Origin of the sequence: Sphingomonas sp. EC-HK361, from assembly GCF_902498785.1 — a bacterium.
Taxonomy (GTDB): Bacteria; Pseudomonadota; Alphaproteobacteria; order Sphingomonadales; family Sphingomonadaceae; genus Sphingomonas.
On sequence record NZ_LR701494.1, the window covers coordinates 248,869 to 265,214 of the forward strand.

Here is a 16,346-nt window from a genome sequence, read left to right on the forward strand (position 1 = left end):
TCGAAAGTCAGTCGAAAGCAACGATGCGGGCATCGCCATAGCCGCGTGCCGCCGCGGCGTCACGTGCGCGTTGCGCGGCGCGACCGCCCGTGAAGGGGCCGGTTTCCACGCGCCAAAGTCCGTCATCGCTGACGGCTTGGCCGTGGAGCGAGTCCGCAAGTGCCTTTGCGCGGACCTTGTTCGAAAAGGTCGCGACGCGAACGGTGTATCGCGCATCCTCGACCAGCACGGGCTGCAGCGGCATCGCAGCGGGGATTGCTCCGGGTCGGTCGCCGGAGCGATAGCGCTTCAACGCGGCGAGGAGTTCGGGCGAAGCGTCGAGGCGCAGCGTCGCGCTGCCCTTGCGCTGAGCGGCGATCTCATCGGCGCGTGGCTGCACCGCGCGAATCCGCACCAGCGCCTTCGGATTGCGATCGATGCCGAGCATTTGCGCCGCCCGGCGCGACAGATCGATCTCACGGTCGCGCCGGCCGGGTCCACGATCGTTCACCAGCACCAGCAGCGTCCGGCCGGTATCGAGCGCGGTCACCTCGACATAGGAGTTGAGCGGCAGCGTCCGGTGGGCAGCGGTGACCGCGGACGGATCGAACGGCGTGCCTGACGCGGTCCTCGCGCCTTTGAGCTCCTCGCCATACCAGGTGGCAACGCCCACCCGGTCGAACGACACAGCGGTCGGCGCAGCCATCGCCGTGCCGCCGGCGATCGAGGCCCACAGCGCGAGGGCGAGCATCTCAGCCAGCGATCGCATCGGCTAGCAACCCTACTGAAAGTGCATAGAAATTCGAGCAATTGTAATCGAGGATGACGCGGTAGTTGCTGGTCAGCAGATACGCGGTCTTGCCGGGGCCGTCCGCCTCCAGCAGCGTCGCCATCACGCTATCGCCCGGCCAGCGCCCGTCCCGCGGCCGGATGCCGAGCGCACGCCATTCGGCCATCGTCCGCCAGCCACTATGTCGCTCGAACACGCGTGGGCAGCGCGGCGAGACCATGCGGTTCGTCACTTCGGACCGGTTGAAGCTGGCGGGCACATCGACGGCGACGCCCCATGGCTGGCCTGGCCGCCAGCCGGCGTTGACGAAATAGTTCGCGATCGAAGCCAGCGTGTCGGCGGGGCTGTTCCAGATATCGGCGCGGCCGTCCCCGTCGCCGTCGCGGGCGAGGCGCAGATAGATCGAAGGCAGGAATTGCGGGTTACCGGTCGCGCCGGCCCAGCTGCCCTTGAGTTCGCTGCGCGTCACGCCGCGGTCGAGCATCTTGAGTCCCGCGATGAACTCGCCCGAGAACAGCGCGCGTCGGCGCCCCTCATAAGCGAGCGTGGCGAGGCTGCGCAGCAGATCGAAATCCCCGGTATAGCTGCCGTAATTGGTCTCATGCCCCCAGATCGCGACCATTATCGATTCCGGCACCCCGGTTTCGTTCTCGATCCGCGCGAGCCGGCTACGCTGCGCCTGATAGGTCGAGCGTCCCCGTCCGATACGCGCCGCATCGACATGCTTGATCCGGTAGGGCGCGAACATCGACACGGTCGTGGAATTGGGGTTGCCGGGCTGCGCCTGATCGAGCTCAACCACGCGTGGATTGTAGCTGAGCGTCGGGAACACCGCGTCCACCGTGCGCGTCGACACGCCCTGCGCCAGCGCCTGCTGGCGAAGCTCCACCATGTATCGCGCAAAGCCGGCATCGTCCTGCGCCAGCGCGGGCCCTCCCGTCGCCGCCAGAATGATCGCCGCTATCGAATTACGAGCGCGCCGCGCCCGATCCCCCCAAAAAGCCATGGCCGAACAGTGCCACAGTCGCGGCCGAAGCCATAAACCGGTCGTCGCGGGTCTTGCACAAGCGGGCGCACCCGGTCAGAAGCGGCGCGGCTGCGGAGAGGTGGCCGAGTGGTTTAAGGCAGCGGTCTTGAAAACCGCCGTGGGTTCACGCTCACCGTGGGTTCGAATCCCACCCTCTCCGCCAGCGTCTTCAATGTCTTACATGATGAACGTGTAGAAGCAGATGAAGAATGCCGTGAAGCTGAGCACGAACAGCTTCAGGTCGTGATCGTCTCCGCGCGGTGCCGGAGCGATACGAACCGGAGGCATCCGGCGGCGAAAGGGGTGTCCGGCCCCCTCGTTGGTCAGGACGAAATTTCTGGTCATGGCGCGACGTTAACGCCGCGTTTACGATTCGGTCGCGCGCTATTGAGGGTTAACGCGAGACTGTCCGCCGATGGGACGGAATTTCAGTCGATCCGTGCCGTCATCGTCACCGTCCCGCTATCATCGCGCACCCACAGAAACGGCCCGTTGCGCGCAACGGTGAACGGGCGATCGACGATCAGCGGCGCGTGCCCGCGATAGGCAAACCGGCTGGGCCGAGCGCCGTTCTCCAATGCGAAATTCATCAAAAACATCGCCTGGAGCGGGCCGTGGACGACGAGATCAGGATAGCCCTCGACGTCTCGCGCATAGTCGCGATCATAATGAATCCGGTGCGCATTGAAGGTCAGCGCGGAAAATCGAAAGAGCAGCGTCGCGTCGGCCATCATCACGCGCGACGCGGCCGGCGCCGGCACGTCGATCGCACGCGGCGGTGCAAACGGCGCGCGAGGAAGAAAGACGAGGTCCTGCTCCTCCTCGATCGCGCACGTTCCATCCGTGGAAATCTCGTGCCGGAGCGTGACCAAGGTCATCGCGCCGCTCCGCCCCAGTTTCCGGGTAATCGCCGCAATGGTCGTTTGCTTCTCGATCACGGCGTCAATGGCGATCGGCGCCAGAAAGGCGACGCGGCCGCCCGCCCACATCCGCTTCGGCTCGGCGATCGGTGGCAGGAAATCGCCGCGCGCCGGGTGTCCGTCCGGGCCAAGCGCCGACCGGTCATCCTCGGGCAGATGATAGAGCCAGTGCGCCAGCGGTGGCACGAACCCGCTGCGCCAGCGCTCCGCCGCATCACCGAGCGCGGCGGCCAGTCTCCTCAACGACGTCGCGTCAGCCGTGTCCGTCGCAACGCGTGACCGGCCTATCCACGACGAAAAATCGCCGTCAGTCATCGACTGCGGCGCGCAAGAACGGAAATCTACGGGAGGATGGTGGAGCCGAGGGGGATCGAACCCCTGACCTCTGCAATGCCATTGCAGCGCTCTCCCAGCTGAGCTACGGCCCCATCGTCTCGGGAAGGCGCGTCCCCTAACCGGGCTTCGCGGGCTTGGCAACGGGCCATTTCGCTCCATCGCCAAAAAAAGGATCGCTGCGATCGTCGCAGGATTATCGAGGCGCCCGCGATACGCGAACGCCCCGAATTTCGATCAGTTGTCGTCGTCCTGCTTCTCTGTTTCGACGCCAAGGTCGTCATCGCCGCCCAGATCGACCTCGTCATCGGGCGACGGTTCCTCGTCTTCACCGGTATCGATGTCCAGATCTTCGTCATCGCCCGCCAGATCACTGTCGGGTGCCTTCTCGGTCTTTGCCTGTTCGAACGGCAGGGGCTGTTTCGACTTCAGGATCGGCTCGGGCTCCCAGGCATACCCGCAGTTGATGCAGGTGACGGGATCATCCTTTTCCAGGTCGTAGAAACGCGTCGCGCATTTCGGGCACGTACGCTTCGTGCCCCATTCCGGCTTGATCATGCCGCGTGTTACCTCGTAAAATTGGGTCAAGGAAAATGCTGATTGCGGGGGTGTCCCCGGCAAAGTGGTGGGCGCCTTGCCATAGCGCAAGCGCACTGTCAAAGCGCGCACCGCCCATGTCGCACCCAGCCCCTCGCCCCTTCGAAAGCGCCCCGCGCGGCGCACTTGCCGGCACCGCCCGCGTGCCCGGCGACAAGTCGATCAGCCACCGCGCGCTGATGTTTTCCGCGCTCGCGGTCGGGCGCAGCCGGATCGAGGGGCTTCTCGAGGGCGAGGACGTCCTCGCCACGGCGGCTGCGCTGCGGGCGATGGGTGCGACGATCGCGCGCGACGATGATGGCATCTGGCACGTCGACGGGGTCGGCGTTGGTGGGCTCCTCCAGCCGGCACAAGCGCTCGACATGGGCAATTCCGGCACCTCGACGCGGCTGCTGATGGGGCTGGTCGCCAGCCATCCGATCACCGCGACCTTCGTCGGCGATGCCTCCCTGTCGGGGCGCCCGATGGGCAGAGTCATCGCTCCTCTGGGCACGATGGGCGCCGACATCACCGCGAGCCCCGGCGGCAAGCTGCCGTTGATGGTCCGCGGCCTGTGTCCGGCGGTGCCGATCACCTACACGCTGCCGGTCGCCTCCGCGCAGGTGAAGTCGGCGATCCTGCTCGCCGGACTGAACACGCCGGGCATCACCACGGTCATCGAGCCGGTTCCGACCCGCGACCATAGCGAGCGGATGCTCGCCGGCTTCGGTGCCAAGTTGAGCGTGGAAGAAGGCTCCGAAGGCCGGGTCATCCGGATCACCGGCGAAGCGGAGTTGAAGCCGCAGCAGATCGTCGTCCCGGGCGATCCGTCTTCCGCTGCATTCTGGATGGTCGCCGCGTCTATCGTCCCGGCAAGCGACATCGTGATCGGCAATGTCGGGCTGAACCCGACCCGCACCGGACTCATCACTGCACTCAGGATGATGGGTGCCGATATCAGCGAGGCGCAGCCCCGCACGATCGGCGGCGAGCCGGTCGCGGACCTGATCGTCCGCCATGCCCCCCTTTCCGCAATCGACGTGCCGCCCGAGCTTACGCCGTCGATGATCGACGAATATCCCGCGCTTTTCGTCGCGGCGGCCTTCGCCTCGGGCCGCACCGTTGCGCGCGGCGCGCACGAGTTGCGGGTCAAGGAGTCGGACCGGATCGGGACGATGCGCGCCGCGCTGGAAGCATGCGGCGTTTCCTGCACCGAGCATGAGGACGGCCTGTCGATCGACGGCACGGGCGGCGGGTCGATCGCGGGCGGCGCGCAGATCGCCTCGAAACTCGATCACCGCATCGCAATGAGCATGGTCGTCGCTGGACTTCATGCCGCCAAACCCGTCACCATCGACGATGCGTCGCCGGTCGCCACCAGCTATCCGGCATTTTTCCAGACGCTTGCAGAACTGACCGGGGGGTCGCGTTAGTCTATGATTATCGCCGTCGATGGGCCGGCCGCATCGGGCAAGGGAACGATCGCCAAGGCGCTCGCCCGCCATTACAATCTCCCGCACCTCGATACCGGGCTGCTCTACCGCGCGGTTGCCGCGACCGTGCAGCGGCTCGAGCTCGATCCGGCGATCGAGGCCGACGCGGTTGCGGCCTGCGATTTCGACGAGCTGACGCTCGCCGATCCGCATCTTCGCGACGACGAGATCGGCAAGCTCGCTTCGGTCGTCTCCGCGCATCCGCTCGTGCGCTCCGCCCTCCTCCACCGGCAGAAGCGGTTTGCGCATCAACCGGGGGGCGCGGTGCTCGATGGGCGTGATATCGGGACGGTCATCGCGCCCGACGCCGATGCGAAGCTCTTCATCCGCGCGACGCCATCGATCCGCGCGAAACGCCGCCATGCCGAGCTTTCGGCGCACGGCAGCTTCGTCAGTCTGGACAAGGTGCTGGCCGACATTCGCGCGCGCGATCTTCGCGACAGCAGCCGCAGCACCGCCCCGCTGGTGCCGGCGCCCGACGCCGCGCTGCTCGATACCAGCTTCCTGTCGATCGAGGCATCGGTGCAGAAGGCGATCACGCTCGTCGAGACGCGGCTGGGGACGAAGCGCGCCGCTGTCGGCTAACGGACTCCCCTCCCTTGGCATGAGGAGAGCCTCAGCGCATCCGCGCCTCGGTCGATCCGCTTGCCCTTGTGACGCCCTTGCGCTAAGGGCGCGCGGTCCTGCGGGCTTGGTTTCGCGGAGGTCGGCGTGCGGCATTGCCGCAAGCGCCCATTTTTGCGCATCCGCGTAGAAGCCCTCCGCCGATTAGGCACGGGATGCCGCGAACGGCAATCGGCCGCCGCGGCAAGGAAGGCCAAGACCGCCGGAACCAACCGGCTGGCCGGAAACGAACGACTTAGGAACGCTACTCTTTATGGCCACTACGGCAACCCCCACCCGCGACGATTTCGCCGCAATGCTGGACGACATGTTCGGCCAGACCGACAGTTTCGAAGGCCGCGTCGTCCACGGCACCGTCACCGCGATCGAGAACGACCTGGCCGTCATCGACGTCGGCCTGAAGTCCGAAGGCCGCGTGCCGCTGCGCGAATTCGCCGCTCCCGGCCAGAAGGCCGAGCTGAAGGTGGGTGACGAGGTCGAGGTCTATGTCGACCGCGTCGAGAACATGCACGGCGAAGCGATGCTGTCGCGCGACCGCGCCCGCCGCGAAGCCGCCTGGGACAAGCTGGAGCTGGAATTCTCGAAATCGGCCCGCGTCGAAGGCGTGATCTTCGGCCGCGTGAAGGGCGGCTTCACCGTCGATCTGTCGGGCGCCGTCGCTTTCCTGCCGGGTTCGCAGGTCGACATCCGCCCGGTGCGCGACGTCACCCCGCTCATGGACATCCCGCAGCCATTCCAGATCCTGAAGATGGACCGCAAGCGCGGCAACATCGTCGTGTCGCGCCGCGCGGTGCTCGAGGAAACCCGCGCCGAGCAGCGTTCGGGCCTGATCCTCAGCCTCGCCGAGGGCCAGATCATCGAGGGCGTCGTGAAGAACATCACCGATTACGGTGCGTTCGTCGACCTCGGCGGCATCGACGGCCTGCTGCACGTCACCGACCTCAGCTACAAGCGCGTCGGGCATCCGTCGGAAGTCCTGAACATCGGTGACACGGTGAAGGTGCAGATCATCCGCATCAACAAGGACACCCAGCGCATCTCGCTCGGCATGAAGCAGCTCGAGAGCGATCCTTGGGAGGCCGCATCGGTCAAGTATCCGGTCGGCGCCAAGCTGTCGGGCCGCGTCACGAACATCACCGAATATGGCGCGTTCGTCGAACTGGAGCCGGGCATCGAGGGCCTCGTCCACGTCAGCGAAATGTCCTGGACGAAGAAGAACGTTCATCCGGGCAAGATCGTCTCGACCAGCCAGGAAGTCGAAGTCGTCGTCCTCGAGGTCGATGCCGAGAAGCGTCGCATCTCGCTCGGCCTCAAGCAGGCGATCAACAATCCGTGGGAAGCGTTCGCCGCTGCCCATCCGATCGGCTCGACCGTCGAGGGCGAAGTTAAGAACGCAACCGAATTCGGCCTGTTCATCGGCCTCGACAACGACGTCGACGGCATGGTCCACATGTCGGACATCGCCTGGGGCGTGTCGGGCGAGGACGCGCTGGCGCTGCACCGCAAGGGCGAGACCGTCCAGGCGGTCGTGCTCGACATCGATGCCGAGAAGGAGCGCATCTCGCTCGGCATGAAGCAGCTTGAGCGTGGCGGCCCGGCAGCAGGCGGCATCGCCGCGGCTGGCGAGCGTCTCAACAAGAACCAGGTCGTCACCGTGACCGTCCTCGAAGTGCGCGACGCGGGCCTCGAAGTGCAGGCGGGCGACGACGGTGCGACCGGCTTCATCAAGCGCACCGATCTCGGCCGCGACCGCGACGAGCAGCGCGCCGAGCGTTTCCAGGTCGGGCAGAAGTTCGACGCGATGGTCACCGGCTTCGATCGTTCGAAGAAGCCGACCTTCTCGATCAAGGCGATGCAGATCGCCGAAGAAAAGCAGGCGGTGGCGCAGTATGGCTCGTCCGACTCGGGTGCGTCGCTCGGCGACATTCTCGGCGAGGCGCTGAAGGCACGCGATACCAAGAACTAAGGCTGGTATCCTGACCTAAGTATCGGGGCTGGCGCAGAAAAAGCGCCGGCCCCTTCTTTTTGTGCGGCGGGCAGAGTAGTAATGTCCGATCCGTCCAATATTTTTGCCGCGCATCTGTATCAATGTCGAAACGGACCTATTGTCCGGTTTGATGACCCTGTTACCCGTTCAAACCCTGGGGGAAGCGATGATCCGTTCCGAACTCGTTCAGCAGCTTTCGGTGGACAATCCCGAGCTGTCGCTGCGCGATATCGAGACGATCGTGACGGTCTTCTTCGATGAGATCGGCAAGCGCCTCGCCAATGACGGCCGCGTAGAGCTTCGCGGCTTCGGTGCCTTTTCCACCCGCGCCCGCGATGCTCGCACCGGCAGGAACCCGCGCACCGGCGAACTGGTGCCGGTCGAAGCGAAGCGCGTACCCTACTTCAAGCCGGGCAAGGATATGCGCGTCCGCCTCAACATGGGCTGACGGACGAAGCAGTTATTCCCCGAACAGGTCGCGCTGCGCCTTCTCGATCTCCTCGGCGTAGCGCCGGCGGACATAGCCTTCGGACACCAGCCCCAGCACGCCGCGATCCGGACCGATGACCGCAAGCTCGTCGCCGCCCAGCGTGTCGAACGCGCGCATGACCGCGACGATATCCATGTCCGGCTTCAGCGCTGCGTCCTGCGCGCGGGCGATCGTTCGCACCTCTGCGCTCTCGTCGATACCGTCTCGATACGCCGCTGACGGTTGGGCGATGCCAGCATAATGCCCTTCCCCGTCCGCCAAGACGACCCGGCTCGTCGAACCAAGCGGGAAACGGCGGCGGAATTCGGCGATGGTGATATCGGCGGGCGTCGGGTTCGCCTCGCGCCGCATCATGCTGCCCGCCGTCAGCGTCTTCACCCACCCGACGTCGCGCGCGCTCTTTACCGTTTCGCCGCGAAGATGCAGGCGCCACGTCGAGAAGGAATAGCCGAACGTCTCGCGCACCAGTGTCGAGGAAACGAGCGCGGCCGCCAGCACCGCACCGGTCAGGGTAAAGTCGTGGGTAGCCTCCAGCACGATCATCGCCATGGTCATCGGCCCGCCGATCACCGCCACCGACAGCGCCGCCATGCCTACGAGCGCACCGTTGCGCGGATCGATGACGACATGGCCCACCGCATTGGCGAGGATGATCGCGAACGCATGGCCGAGGAGCGATCCCAGGAACAGCGAGGCAAAGAACAGACCGCCGCGAAAGCCGAAGCCGAGCGATACGATCGACCCCAGCGCCTTCGCCGCCAGCGCCGCGAGCAGGACACCGAGCGGCACCCCGAAGGCGAGATTGGTGTAGAGCGCTCCGTGCCCGGCCGAGAGGGCCTGCGGCGTCCACATCGCGAGCGGGATCATCACGCATCCGCCGATCGCCGGACGCAGCCAGTCGGGACCGGGCAACAGCCGCGCCAGCCGCTCCATCTGCGACACCGCGAGCATAAGCAATATGCCGAAGAGCGCGCAGACCGCGCCGAGCCCCGCATAGACGAGGAAGTGGTGTGGCTCGACCGGCAGGCCGGCCTGCGCGGAAATGACATAGGGCTGCGCCCCGAGAACCTGCGCGACGAGCGTGCCGGACAGCGCCGCCGCGGCGACCGGCGCCAGGCTCGACGGGGTATAGGCGCCGATCACGATCTCGAACGCATAGAAGGCGCCCGCCAGCGGCGCGCCGAACGCCGCGGCGATCGCGGCCCCCGTCCCCGCCCCGACAAGATTGCGCAGGTCCTTGCGCCGCAGCTTCATCCACTGACCGACGATCGATCCCGTCGCCGCGCCCATCTGCGCATAAGCGGCCTCCAGCCCAACCGACGCCCCGAAACCGTTCGAGATGATCGTCTGGCCGGAGACGATGAGGCTGTCGCCAAGCGTCATCCGCCCGCCGTGCAGCGCATTGGCCTCCACCGCGTCGACGAGGTTGCGCTTGCGCGACCGCGTCGCCCAAGTGAAACCCGCCAGCACCAAACCGCCGATCGGCAAGGCAATCAGGCTTGTCGTCGCGATGCGGTCCATCGCGCTCAGGTGGACGCCCGACGGTGTGCCGTAGAAGAGATGCTGCAACCCGCGCGCGATCCCGCCTTGGATCACGCTGAGCAGCCCGGCCAGCGCACCGACCGCTGTCGCGAGCAGGATGAAAACGCTTTCGTTCGATCGCGCCCAGCGCTGGAACCGGTTGAGCAGCACGGTCGGCCGCTCGATCCGCGGCAGGTCGAAGGGATGACGGTGCGATCTTGGCGGGGTGATGGGGCGACGTTCGCTCAACTGCGCGGACCTGCCTGGAGGGTTTCGGGGCAAACCGCTCCTTGCACAGGGCACCGCGGCGAACAACCGCAGCCGTTCACGCTTCAGGCGTGGATCGCGGTATCCAGCTGATTGAGATCGGTCCCGCGCGTCTCGCGACCGAGCCAGGCTATGAGTGCGAGCGACAGCGCCGCCGGCACGAGGATCAGCGCGGCGACCGTCGCCAACTGCGGCACCGCCCCCGCGATCGCGAGCGCCTGCGCGCCGAGTCCACCGGCCTTCGAGCACGCCGCGACCCAGCCCGTCGCGCGGCCGCGAACGCGCGCGGGGAAGCTCTCGGCCACATAGGGCAGTAGGATCGCGATGATCGCATTGACGCCGATGATGAGCGCCGCGACCGGCAGCACCGGGCTCACCTCGCCTGCCTGCCGCTCGATCCAGAGAACACCGCCCAATCCGACGACGAGGACGGCGATTCCGATGATCAACGATCCCTTGCTGCTCCACCGGCTGTAGAGCAGCGCGGCGGCGAAGATCGTCGGCACCGCGATCAGCGCAGCCTTTGCGAGCAGCGCGCTCGCCACGCCGACGCTGTAGCCGCGCGCGACGAGATCGGCGGGCAACCACAAGAGCAATCCGAAATTGGCGCATCCCCAGGCGAGCGCGACGATGCTGAATGCCATCAGCGCGCCGCCCTTGCGGAGCGCGGGAACCGGGGTCGCGGCGTCGGTAGGACGCACCGCCGGACGCTCCTCGCGAACCTCTCCGCCGCCGAAGCGCCGCAGCACGCTGGCCGCTTCCTTCAAGCGACCCTGCACCACAAGATAGCGTGGCGATTCCGGGATCAGGCGGCCGAGGAAGATCAGGAGGAGGCCGGTGGGCAGGTTCGCCAGCCACAGGATGCGCCAGCCGAAGATGGGCTGGAGGATCGCCGACAGCCCGCTCGCGGCAAAATAGCCGCCCGCCGCCCCCAGCCCGCCGACGAGAACGAGGCTCCACCCGCGGTGACGGTTGGGCATCATCTCGGCGAGCAGCGCGTAGGTCACGGGCAGCATTCCGCCGGCCGCGGCGCCCATCATGAAGCACATCGCGACGTTCCATGCCAGGCTGGGCATCGCGCCGCAGATCGAGGTTCCGACGAACATGACCGCAGACAGCAGGATCGATGCCTTGCGCCCATAGATATCCGCGACGAAACCCCAGACGATAGACCCGACGACGGTCCCCGACAGTGCGGCAAACGGCACGAGCGACGCGGTCGCGCGCAGCACTCCGTACTCTTCAGTCATTCCAGACAGCGTGAAACCGAGCGAGGCCGGCTTCATGACGTCGATCGTCAGTGCGACGACGAGCGCGCCCATCATCACCCAGTGCGCCGAGCCGAGCGGCGCGTCCTGCGGCCCCTCGACGACCATGTGCCGCAAACGGGCGCGCAGCCGCAGCGCGTCGCGTGGCAACAGGCCGTAGCCGGCGAGCCCGGTCCCGCCGACGATCAGCGCCATGCCGAACAGCATCCCCGCGTCCATCGGCATCCCGGCCATGTGGTAGTGCATCGACCGGGCCATCAGGAACATCGGCAGGTGCAGGATGACGCCCGCCGTCACCGCAACACAGCCGGCCACGAACGCCCACCGCGCCCGCCGCCCTGCCAGGATCGATTCCATCACCCCTGCCCCGTCGCTAACCCGGCGCGCTCTCGCTGCCCATCTCCGCCAGAGCACAGGACGATTTGGCGAGCAATCCCGCAGCCTATCCCGTGACGACATGCGCCGATGCGGGGATCGGATAGTCGCCACCGGGATCGTGCGCCAACCCGCCACGAACCCATGTGCCGTGGGCATGCGCTGTTCCGATGACGGCAGTTGCGGCGTGCCCCGGCCAGCTCTTCACGCGAATGACCTGTTGGGCAAGCGCGCGGTCCGGCTCCATCATCACCCAGCCGAGCGGACGTTCGGGCGTTGCGCGATTGCCCACCTCATTCATCATCTCGCGGATCGCCTGCGCGGTTTCGTCCGGCAGATATTGCCAGACGACGGAATGCATCAACACCCGCGTGACGCCCGCGTCCTGCGGCACGGCAAGGCGTTCGGCGAGCCACGCCGCGGCATCCGCGCGTTCGAGCATCACGCCCCGATCGCGCTGCATCGCGATCGCCCCGCGCAGGCGCTCGGCCCGCTCCGGGGTTTCGGCCCAGACATAGGCGGCGAGCCGTGCCCCAACCGTAGGGTCGGTGGCGTCGAGCGGCTGGACGTCGCATCCGCGGATGGAAACGATCTCTACCGGCACAGGTTCGGGCGCTACACCGCGCCATTCCGGGGCGATCGTCACCGGCGCGTCGTCCGGCCCGACCGTCACTCCGCCCAGATCGAAGCGATAGCGGTCGATCAGCAGGTTCAGCCCCGCGCTCGATCCGATCTCGAGGATTTCTAGACGCGGTCCATGTCGCCGTGCGATTTCCATGAGGCCGAGCATCAGCGCGGCCGATCGTCCCGGCTCGTTGGTCTGCGGCGGGCCGTCGAGCCATGGCAATAGCGCATCGTCATGCGCATGAAGGGCTGACCGGAGTGCAGTCGCGATCGCTTCCCGGTCGGTTATCTCACCGCGAAACACCGCCGCGAGCCCGGAATCGCTGCCCGCCTGCACCAGCGCATGGAGCCCACCGACGAAGCGCAACGGCAAGGCATCGCGCGTCGGTTCGCCCGCCCAGCCGAGAATGCGCGCGCCGGTTCGTGTGTCGGGGGTGAGCGCGTCGGCAATGACTTCGCAAAGCCGCGCATAGATCGGCGCGTCCATCCGCGAGCAGTAGAAGGCCTGGATCCGGAACGCTTCCCGGTTTGCCGCTTCGTCCGCCATGCGCCATTCCTCCTCGGCGCATCTGTTGCACCCGCGAACGGCCCCGCGTAAAGCCCCGCACCTCTATGCCGATGCCGATCATCATCGCCGTGCCAAAAGGGCGCATTCTCACCGAAGCGCTGTCGCTGCTCGCGGCGGCCGGCGTCCGTCCCGAGGCTGCGTTCGGCGACGAGGACAGCCGCGCGCTTCGGTTCGCGACCGACGATCCCGGCATCCAGCTGATCCGCGTCCGCGCGTTCGATGTGGCGACCTTCGTCGCGCACGGCGCGGCGCAACTCGGCATTGTGGGCTCCGACGTGCTCGCCGAATTCGCCTATTCCGAACTCTATGCGCCCGTCGATCTCGGCATCGGGCATTGCCGGCTCTCGGTCGCCGAGCCCGCCGACATGGCCGCGAAGGACGACCCACGCGGCTGGAGCCATGTGCGCGTCGCGACCAAATATCCGCACGTGACCGCCGCGCACTTCGCCAATCGGGGCGTGCAGGCGGAGTGCGTGAAGCTCAATGGCGCGATGGAGCTCGCCCCCACGCTCGGCCTCGCTCCGCGCATCGTCGATCTCGTGTCGTCGGGACGGACGCTCAAGGAAAACGGGCTGGTCGAGGTGGAAGAGATCATGCAGGTGACGAGCCGCCTGATCGTCAACCGCGCGGCGATGAAGACGCGCGCGGAGGTCGTGCCGCTGGTCGAGGCGTTCCGGCGGGCGGTCGAGGCGCGCGAGGCCGCATGATCCGCCTTTCCACTTTGGACCCGACCTTTGATCGCGATTTCGCCGCGCTGGTCGATGCCCGCCGCGAAACCGACGCCGACGTCTCTCGCGATGTCCGCACCATCCTCGCGAGCGTCCGCGAGGAAGGCGATGCCGCGCTCGCCGCGTTCACGAAGAAATTCGACGGCCACGATCTCGATGCAACCGGCTGGCGGATCGAGCCGGCCGCCTGTGGAAACGCCTTCGACGCGCTCGACCCGGTCTTGCGCGACGCGCTGATCCTCGCGCACGACCGGATCCGCGCCTATCACGAGCGCCAGCGGCCGGAGGACAGCGCGTTTACCGATGCGGCGGGTGTCAGGCTCGGTGCACGGTGGCGCCCGGTCGATGCCGCCGGCATCTACGTCCCCGGCGGGCGGGCGGCCTACCCCTCTTCACTCCTGATGAACGCGGTTCCCGCGCGGGTCGCCGGCGTCGAACGACTGGTCGTGGTCACGCCGACACCGAAGGGCGAGATCAATCCGCTCGTCCTCGCCGCCGCACACTTGGTCGGCGTCGATGAAATCTGGCGGGTCGGCGGCGCGCAGGCCATCGCCGCGCTCGCCTACGGCACCCGCCGCATCGCGCCCGTCGATGTCGTCACTGGCCCCGGCAACGCCTGGGTCGCGGAGGCGAAGCGCCAACTCTACGGCGTCGTGGGCATCGACATGGTCGCGGGACCATCGGAGATCGTCGTCGTCGCCGACGCGAAGAACGACCCCGACTGGATCGCCGCCGACCTGCTGAGCCAGGCCGAGCATGACACGACGACGCAGTCGATCCTGTTCACCGACGACGCCGATTTCGCCGATGCAGTCGCCACCGCCGTCGATCGCCAGATCCCCGACCTCACCACCGCCGCCACCGCTCGTACCGCCTGGGACGCCAACGGCGCGATCATCGTGACCGATACGCTGGACGCCGCGATGCCGCTGGTCAACCAGCTCGCCGCCGAGCACCTCCAGCTCGCGGTCGATGATCCCGACGCGCTGTTCGCCCAAGTGCGTCACGCAGGCTCGGTTTTTCTCGGCCGCTACACGCCGGAAGCGATCGGGGATTATGTCGCCGGGCCCAATCACGTGCTCCCGACGGGCCGCCGCGCGCGCTTCTCGTCCGGGCTGTCCGTGCTCGACTTCATGAAGCGGACGAGCTTCCTCGGGCTGGACGAAGACAGCCTCAAGGCGCTTGGTCCGGCAACGGTCGCGCTGGCGAATGCCGAAGGCCTTCCCGCCCACGCCGCCTCGGTCGCGCTGCGGTTGCGCCTGAACCACTGAATGTCGGTCCCCGCCGAGGGTGACGACCCCCGCCTTTCCCCCTAAATGGAATCCCATGTCCCGCACCGCCCATCGCACCAAGGCCCGCGCCGCTGCGCGCCTCGCCGCCGTCCAGGCGCTTTACCAGCACGAGATGGAGGGGACGGCGATCCCGTCGCTCCTGCACGAATTTCACAATCACCGCCTCGGCGCCACGATCGAGGATGTCGAATATGCGGAAGCCGAGGTCGGCTTTTTCGACGATCTGGTGAAAGGCACGACCGCGCGGCTCGGCGAGATCGACCGCGCGATCGAGGCCAAGCTGGCGAGTAGCTGGACGCTCGGGCGCCTCGACAAGCCGATGAAGGCGATCCTGCGCTGCGGCACCTATGAACTGCTTGCACGCAACGATGTGCCGGTCGGCGCCGTTATCAGCGAATATGTCGATGTCGCCCACGCTTTCCACGACCGACGCGAGTCGGGGTTCGTCAACGGTCTGCTCGATGCGATCGCCAGGGATGTGCGGGTCTAGGCCAGTCTTCCCGGTGGATGGCCCCGCGAGATGAACGAAGCAGAGTTTCTCGCCCGTCTGCGCACGCTGCCGCTCCACCCGGGTGCGCGGCTGCTTGCGGACGATACGGCTGCGCTGGGGCGCTACACGCTCACCACCGATACCCTGGTCGAGGGTGTCCACTTCCTCACTGGCGATCCGCCGGGCGATGTCGCCTGGAAACTGCTGGCGACCAACCTGTCCGATCTTGCAGCCAAGGGCGCCAAGCCCGAAGGCGTGCTGCTCAACTACCCGCTCAGCGACGCGGCCTGGGATGCGGCCTTTCTGGACGGGCTGCACCGCGCGCTCACCCGTTTTTCCGTGACACTTCTCGGCGGCGATACCGTGTCGCTGGCGGCCGGAGCGGCGCGCGTGCTCTCGCTGACCGCGATCGGGGTTGCCGGGCCTGCTCCGCCCCGTTCGGGGGCGCAGGCTGGCGACGGGTTGTGGGTCACGGGCACCATCGGCGATGCTGGCGCGGGCCTCGCCATTGCGCAGGGTGCGAGGGGGCCGGATGCGCTGCTCGATCGCTACCGACGCCCAATCCCACGCCTCGACGAGGGACGGATGCTCGCTCCGCAGGTGCATGCGATGATGGACGTGTCCGACGGCCTGCTCATCGACGCCGCGCGGATGGCGGCGGCGAGCGGTCTTGGCGTCACGATCGACCTAGCGCTGCTGCCTATTTCTGCCGAGCTTGCCGCGTTTCGTGACGATCGCCTGGCCGCAGCGACCGCGGGTGACGACTACGAACTGCTCTTCGCGGCGATCCCCGCGACCAGCCCGCATGCGCAAGCGACGCGCATCGGCAGCTTCGCGCCGGGCGAAGGCGTGACCTTGAGGGACGGCGAAACGCCCGTCGCTCTGCCCGCGCATCTGGGCTTCCAGCATCACGCTTAACCGCGCTTGCGCAACTTCCTTGCGCCCTTATACCTTTCCGCAAGCCGGGGGTGCGTCCGCATCACACCGGAAAGCG

At 67.1% G+C, this 16,346-nt stretch carries 16 protein-coding genes and 2 tRNA genes; 9 read left to right on the forward strand and 9 right to left on the reverse strand.

Annotation, left to right across the window (positions count from 1 at the left end):
* Positions 1 to 7 precede the first annotated feature (7 nt).
* Positions 8 to 748: a septal ring lytic transglycosylase RlpA family protein gene (locus BOS5A_RS08360; RefSeq protein WP_151954768.1), complete on the reverse strand. Its 741-nt coding sequence runs from the start codon at positions 746 to 748 to the stop codon at positions 8 to 10.
* Positions 732 to 1,661 carry a lytic murein transglycosylase gene (locus BOS5A_RS08365; protein WP_234419397.1) on the reverse strand — a complete coding sequence of 310 codons (930 nt, stop codon included), beginning with the start codon at positions 1,659 to 1,661 and terminating at the stop codon, positions 732 to 734. The genes BOS5A_RS08360 and BOS5A_RS08365 overlap by 17 nt, the downstream gene beginning before the upstream one ends.
* Before the next feature lie 208 nt (positions 1,662 to 1,869).
* Between BOS5A_RS08365 and BOS5A_RS08370 the strand changes: the two genes are divergently transcribed.
* Positions 1,870 to 1,959: transfer RNA gene (locus BOS5A_RS08370), tRNA-Ser, on the forward strand.
* A 14-nt stretch (positions 1,960 to 1,973) separates the two neighbouring features.
* Here the strand turns inward: BOS5A_RS08370 and BOS5A_RS08375 are convergent.
* From BOS5A_RS08375 to BOS5A_RS08390, 4 genes are all read right to left on the reverse strand, one after another.
* On the reverse strand, positions 1,974 to 2,141 hold the full coding sequence (locus BOS5A_RS08375; RefSeq protein WP_199857299.1) for a hypothetical protein: 168 nt from the start codon (positions 2,139 to 2,141) through the stop codon (positions 1,974 to 1,976).
* 83 nt (positions 2,142 to 2,224) lie between these two features.
* Positions 2,225 to 2,959 carry an acyl-CoA dehydrogenase gene (locus tag BOS5A_RS08380; protein WP_199857300.1) on the reverse strand — a complete coding sequence of 245 codons (735 nt, stop codon included), beginning with the start codon at positions 2,957 to 2,959 and terminating at the stop codon, positions 2,225 to 2,227.
* A 109-nt stretch (positions 2,960 to 3,068) separates the two neighbouring features.
* A tRNA-Ala gene (locus BOS5A_RS08385) sits at positions 3,069 to 3,144 on the reverse strand.
* Between the two features lie 142 nt (positions 3,145 to 3,286).
* A complete protein-coding gene (locus tag BOS5A_RS08390; protein WP_151955910.1) occupies positions 3,287 to 3,607 on the reverse strand; it encodes a TIGR02300 family protein in 321 nt (106 codons plus the stop codon).
* A gap of 116 nt (positions 3,608 to 3,723) precedes the next feature.
* On the opposite strand from BOS5A_RS08390, the gene aroA reads away from it, so the two are divergent.
* The 4 genes from aroA (at position 3,724) to BOS5A_RS08410 (ending at position 8,177) form a co-directional block, all read left to right on the forward strand.
* Positions 3,724 to 5,058 carry a 3-phosphoshikimate 1-carboxyvinyltransferase gene (gene aroA, locus BOS5A_RS08395; RefSeq protein ID WP_151954771.1) on the forward strand — a complete coding sequence of 445 codons (1,335 nt, stop codon included), beginning with the start codon at positions 3,724 to 3,726 and terminating at the stop codon, positions 5,056 to 5,058.
* Between the two features lie 3 nt (positions 5,059 to 5,061).
* A complete protein-coding gene (gene cmk, locus BOS5A_RS08400) occupies positions 5,062 to 5,703 on the forward strand; it encodes a (d)CMP kinase (protein WP_151954772.1) in 642 nt (213 codons plus the stop codon).
* A gap of 292 nt (positions 5,704 to 5,995) precedes the next feature.
* A complete protein-coding gene (gene rpsA, locus BOS5A_RS08405; protein WP_151954773.1) occupies positions 5,996 to 7,708 on the forward strand; it encodes a 30S ribosomal protein S1 in 1,713 nt (570 codons plus the stop codon).
* A 187-nt stretch (positions 7,709 to 7,895) separates the two neighbouring features.
* A complete protein-coding gene (locus tag BOS5A_RS08410; RefSeq protein ID WP_151955911.1) occupies positions 7,896 to 8,177 on the forward strand; it encodes an integration host factor subunit beta in 282 nt (93 codons plus the stop codon).
* A gap of 12 nt (positions 8,178 to 8,189) precedes the next feature.
* Here the strand turns inward: BOS5A_RS08410 and BOS5A_RS08415 are convergent, their stop codons facing one another.
* The 3 genes from BOS5A_RS08415 to BOS5A_RS08425 all read right to left on the reverse strand — a co-directional run bounded on the left by BOS5A_RS08415 (position 8,190) and on the right by BOS5A_RS08425 (position 12,821).
* The gene (locus BOS5A_RS08415) at positions 8,190 to 9,935 is read right to left on the reverse strand and encodes a chloride channel protein (RefSeq protein WP_199857411.1); all 1,746 of its coding nucleotides are present in this window, start codon (positions 9,933 to 9,935) and stop codon (positions 8,190 to 8,192) included.
* A 137-nt stretch (positions 9,936 to 10,072) separates the two neighbouring features.
* Positions 10,073 to 11,632: an MFS transporter gene (locus BOS5A_RS08420; RefSeq protein WP_151954774.1), complete on the reverse strand. Its 1,560-nt coding sequence runs from the start codon at positions 11,630 to 11,632 to the stop codon at positions 10,073 to 10,075.
* Positions 11,633 to 11,717: 85 nt separating this feature from the next.
* Entirely contained in the window at positions 11,718 to 12,821 is a 1,104-nt protein-coding gene (locus BOS5A_RS08425) for a DUF2332 domain-containing protein (protein ID WP_151954775.1), read from the reverse strand.
* A 65-nt stretch (positions 12,822 to 12,886) separates the two neighbouring features.
* On the opposite strand from BOS5A_RS08425, the gene hisG reads away from it, so the two are divergent.
* The 4 genes from hisG to thiL are packed head-to-tail and all read left to right on the forward strand — an operon-like array spanning position 12,887 to position 16,270.
* Positions 12,887 to 13,549 carry an ATP phosphoribosyltransferase gene (hisG, locus tag BOS5A_RS08430; protein ID WP_151954776.1) on the forward strand — a complete coding sequence of 221 codons (663 nt, stop codon included), beginning with the start codon at positions 12,887 to 12,889 and terminating at the stop codon, positions 13,547 to 13,549.
* Positions 13,546 to 14,841, forward strand: a complete 1,296-nt coding sequence (gene hisD, locus BOS5A_RS08435) for a histidinol dehydrogenase (protein ID WP_151954777.1) — start codon at positions 13,546 to 13,548, stop codon at positions 14,839 to 14,841. The genes hisG and hisD overlap by 4 nt, the downstream gene beginning before the upstream one ends.
* 55 nt (positions 14,842 to 14,896) lie before the next feature.
* Positions 14,897 to 15,352: a transcription antitermination factor NusB gene (gene nusB, locus BOS5A_RS08440; RefSeq protein ID WP_151954778.1), complete on the forward strand. Its 456-nt coding sequence runs from the start codon at positions 14,897 to 14,899 to the stop codon at positions 15,350 to 15,352.
* A 30-nt stretch (positions 15,353 to 15,382) separates the two neighbouring features.
* Positions 15,383 to 16,270 carry a thiamine-phosphate kinase gene (gene thiL / locus BOS5A_RS08445; protein ID WP_151954779.1) on the forward strand — a complete coding sequence of 296 codons (888 nt, stop codon included), beginning with the start codon at positions 15,383 to 15,385 and terminating at the stop codon, positions 16,268 to 16,270.
* The last annotated feature ends 76 nt before the right edge of the window (positions 16,271 to 16,346 follow it).

Coding starts and splice junctions, on each gene's coding strand:
- BOS5A_RS08360 (WP_151954768.1), bottom strand. CDS start 748: ATGCGATCGCTGGCTGAGATGCTCGCCCTCGCGCTGTGGGCCTCGATC.
- BOS5A_RS08365 (WP_234419397.1), bottom strand. CDS start 1,661: ATGGTGGAGCTTCGCCAGCAGGCGCTGGCGCAGGGCGTGTCGACGCGC.
- BOS5A_RS08375 (WP_199857299.1), bottom strand. CDS start 2,141: ATGACCAGAAATTTCGTCCTGACCAACGAGGGGGCCGGACACCCCTTT.
- BOS5A_RS08390 (WP_151955910.1), bottom strand. CDS start 3,607: ATGATCAAGCCGGAATGGGGCACGAAGCGTACGTGCCCGAAATGCGCG.
- aroA (WP_151954771.1), top strand. CDS start 3,724: ATGTCGCACCCAGCCCCTCGCCCCTTCGAAAGCGCCCCGCGCGGCGCA.
- cmk (WP_151954772.1), top strand. CDS start 5,062: ATGATTATCGCCGTCGATGGGCCGGCCGCATCGGGCAAGGGAACGATC.
- rpsA (WP_151954773.1), top strand. CDS start 5,996: ATGGCCACTACGGCAACCCCCACCCGCGACGATTTCGCCGCAATGCTG.
- BOS5A_RS08410 (WP_151955911.1), top strand. CDS start 7,896: ATGATCCGTTCCGAACTCGTTCAGCAGCTTTCGGTGGACAATCCCGAG.
- BOS5A_RS08420 (WP_151954774.1), bottom strand. CDS start 11,632: ATGGAATCGATCCTGGCAGGGCGGCGGGCGCGGTGGGCGTTCGTGGCC.
- BOS5A_RS08425 (WP_151954775.1), bottom strand. CDS start 12,821: ATGGCGGACGAAGCGGCAAACCGGGAAGCGTTCCGGATCCAGGCCTTC.
- hisG (WP_151954776.1), top strand. CDS start 12,887: ATGCCGATGCCGATCATCATCGCCGTGCCAAAAGGGCGCATTCTCACC.
- hisD (WP_151954777.1), top strand. CDS start 13,546: ATGATCCGCCTTTCCACTTTGGACCCGACCTTTGATCGCGATTTCGCC.
- nusB (WP_151954778.1), top strand. CDS start 14,897: ATGTCCCGCACCGCCCATCGCACCAAGGCCCGCGCCGCTGCGCGCCTC.
- thiL (WP_151954779.1), top strand. CDS start 15,383: ATGAACGAAGCAGAGTTTCTCGCCCGTCTGCGCACGCTGCCGCTCCAC.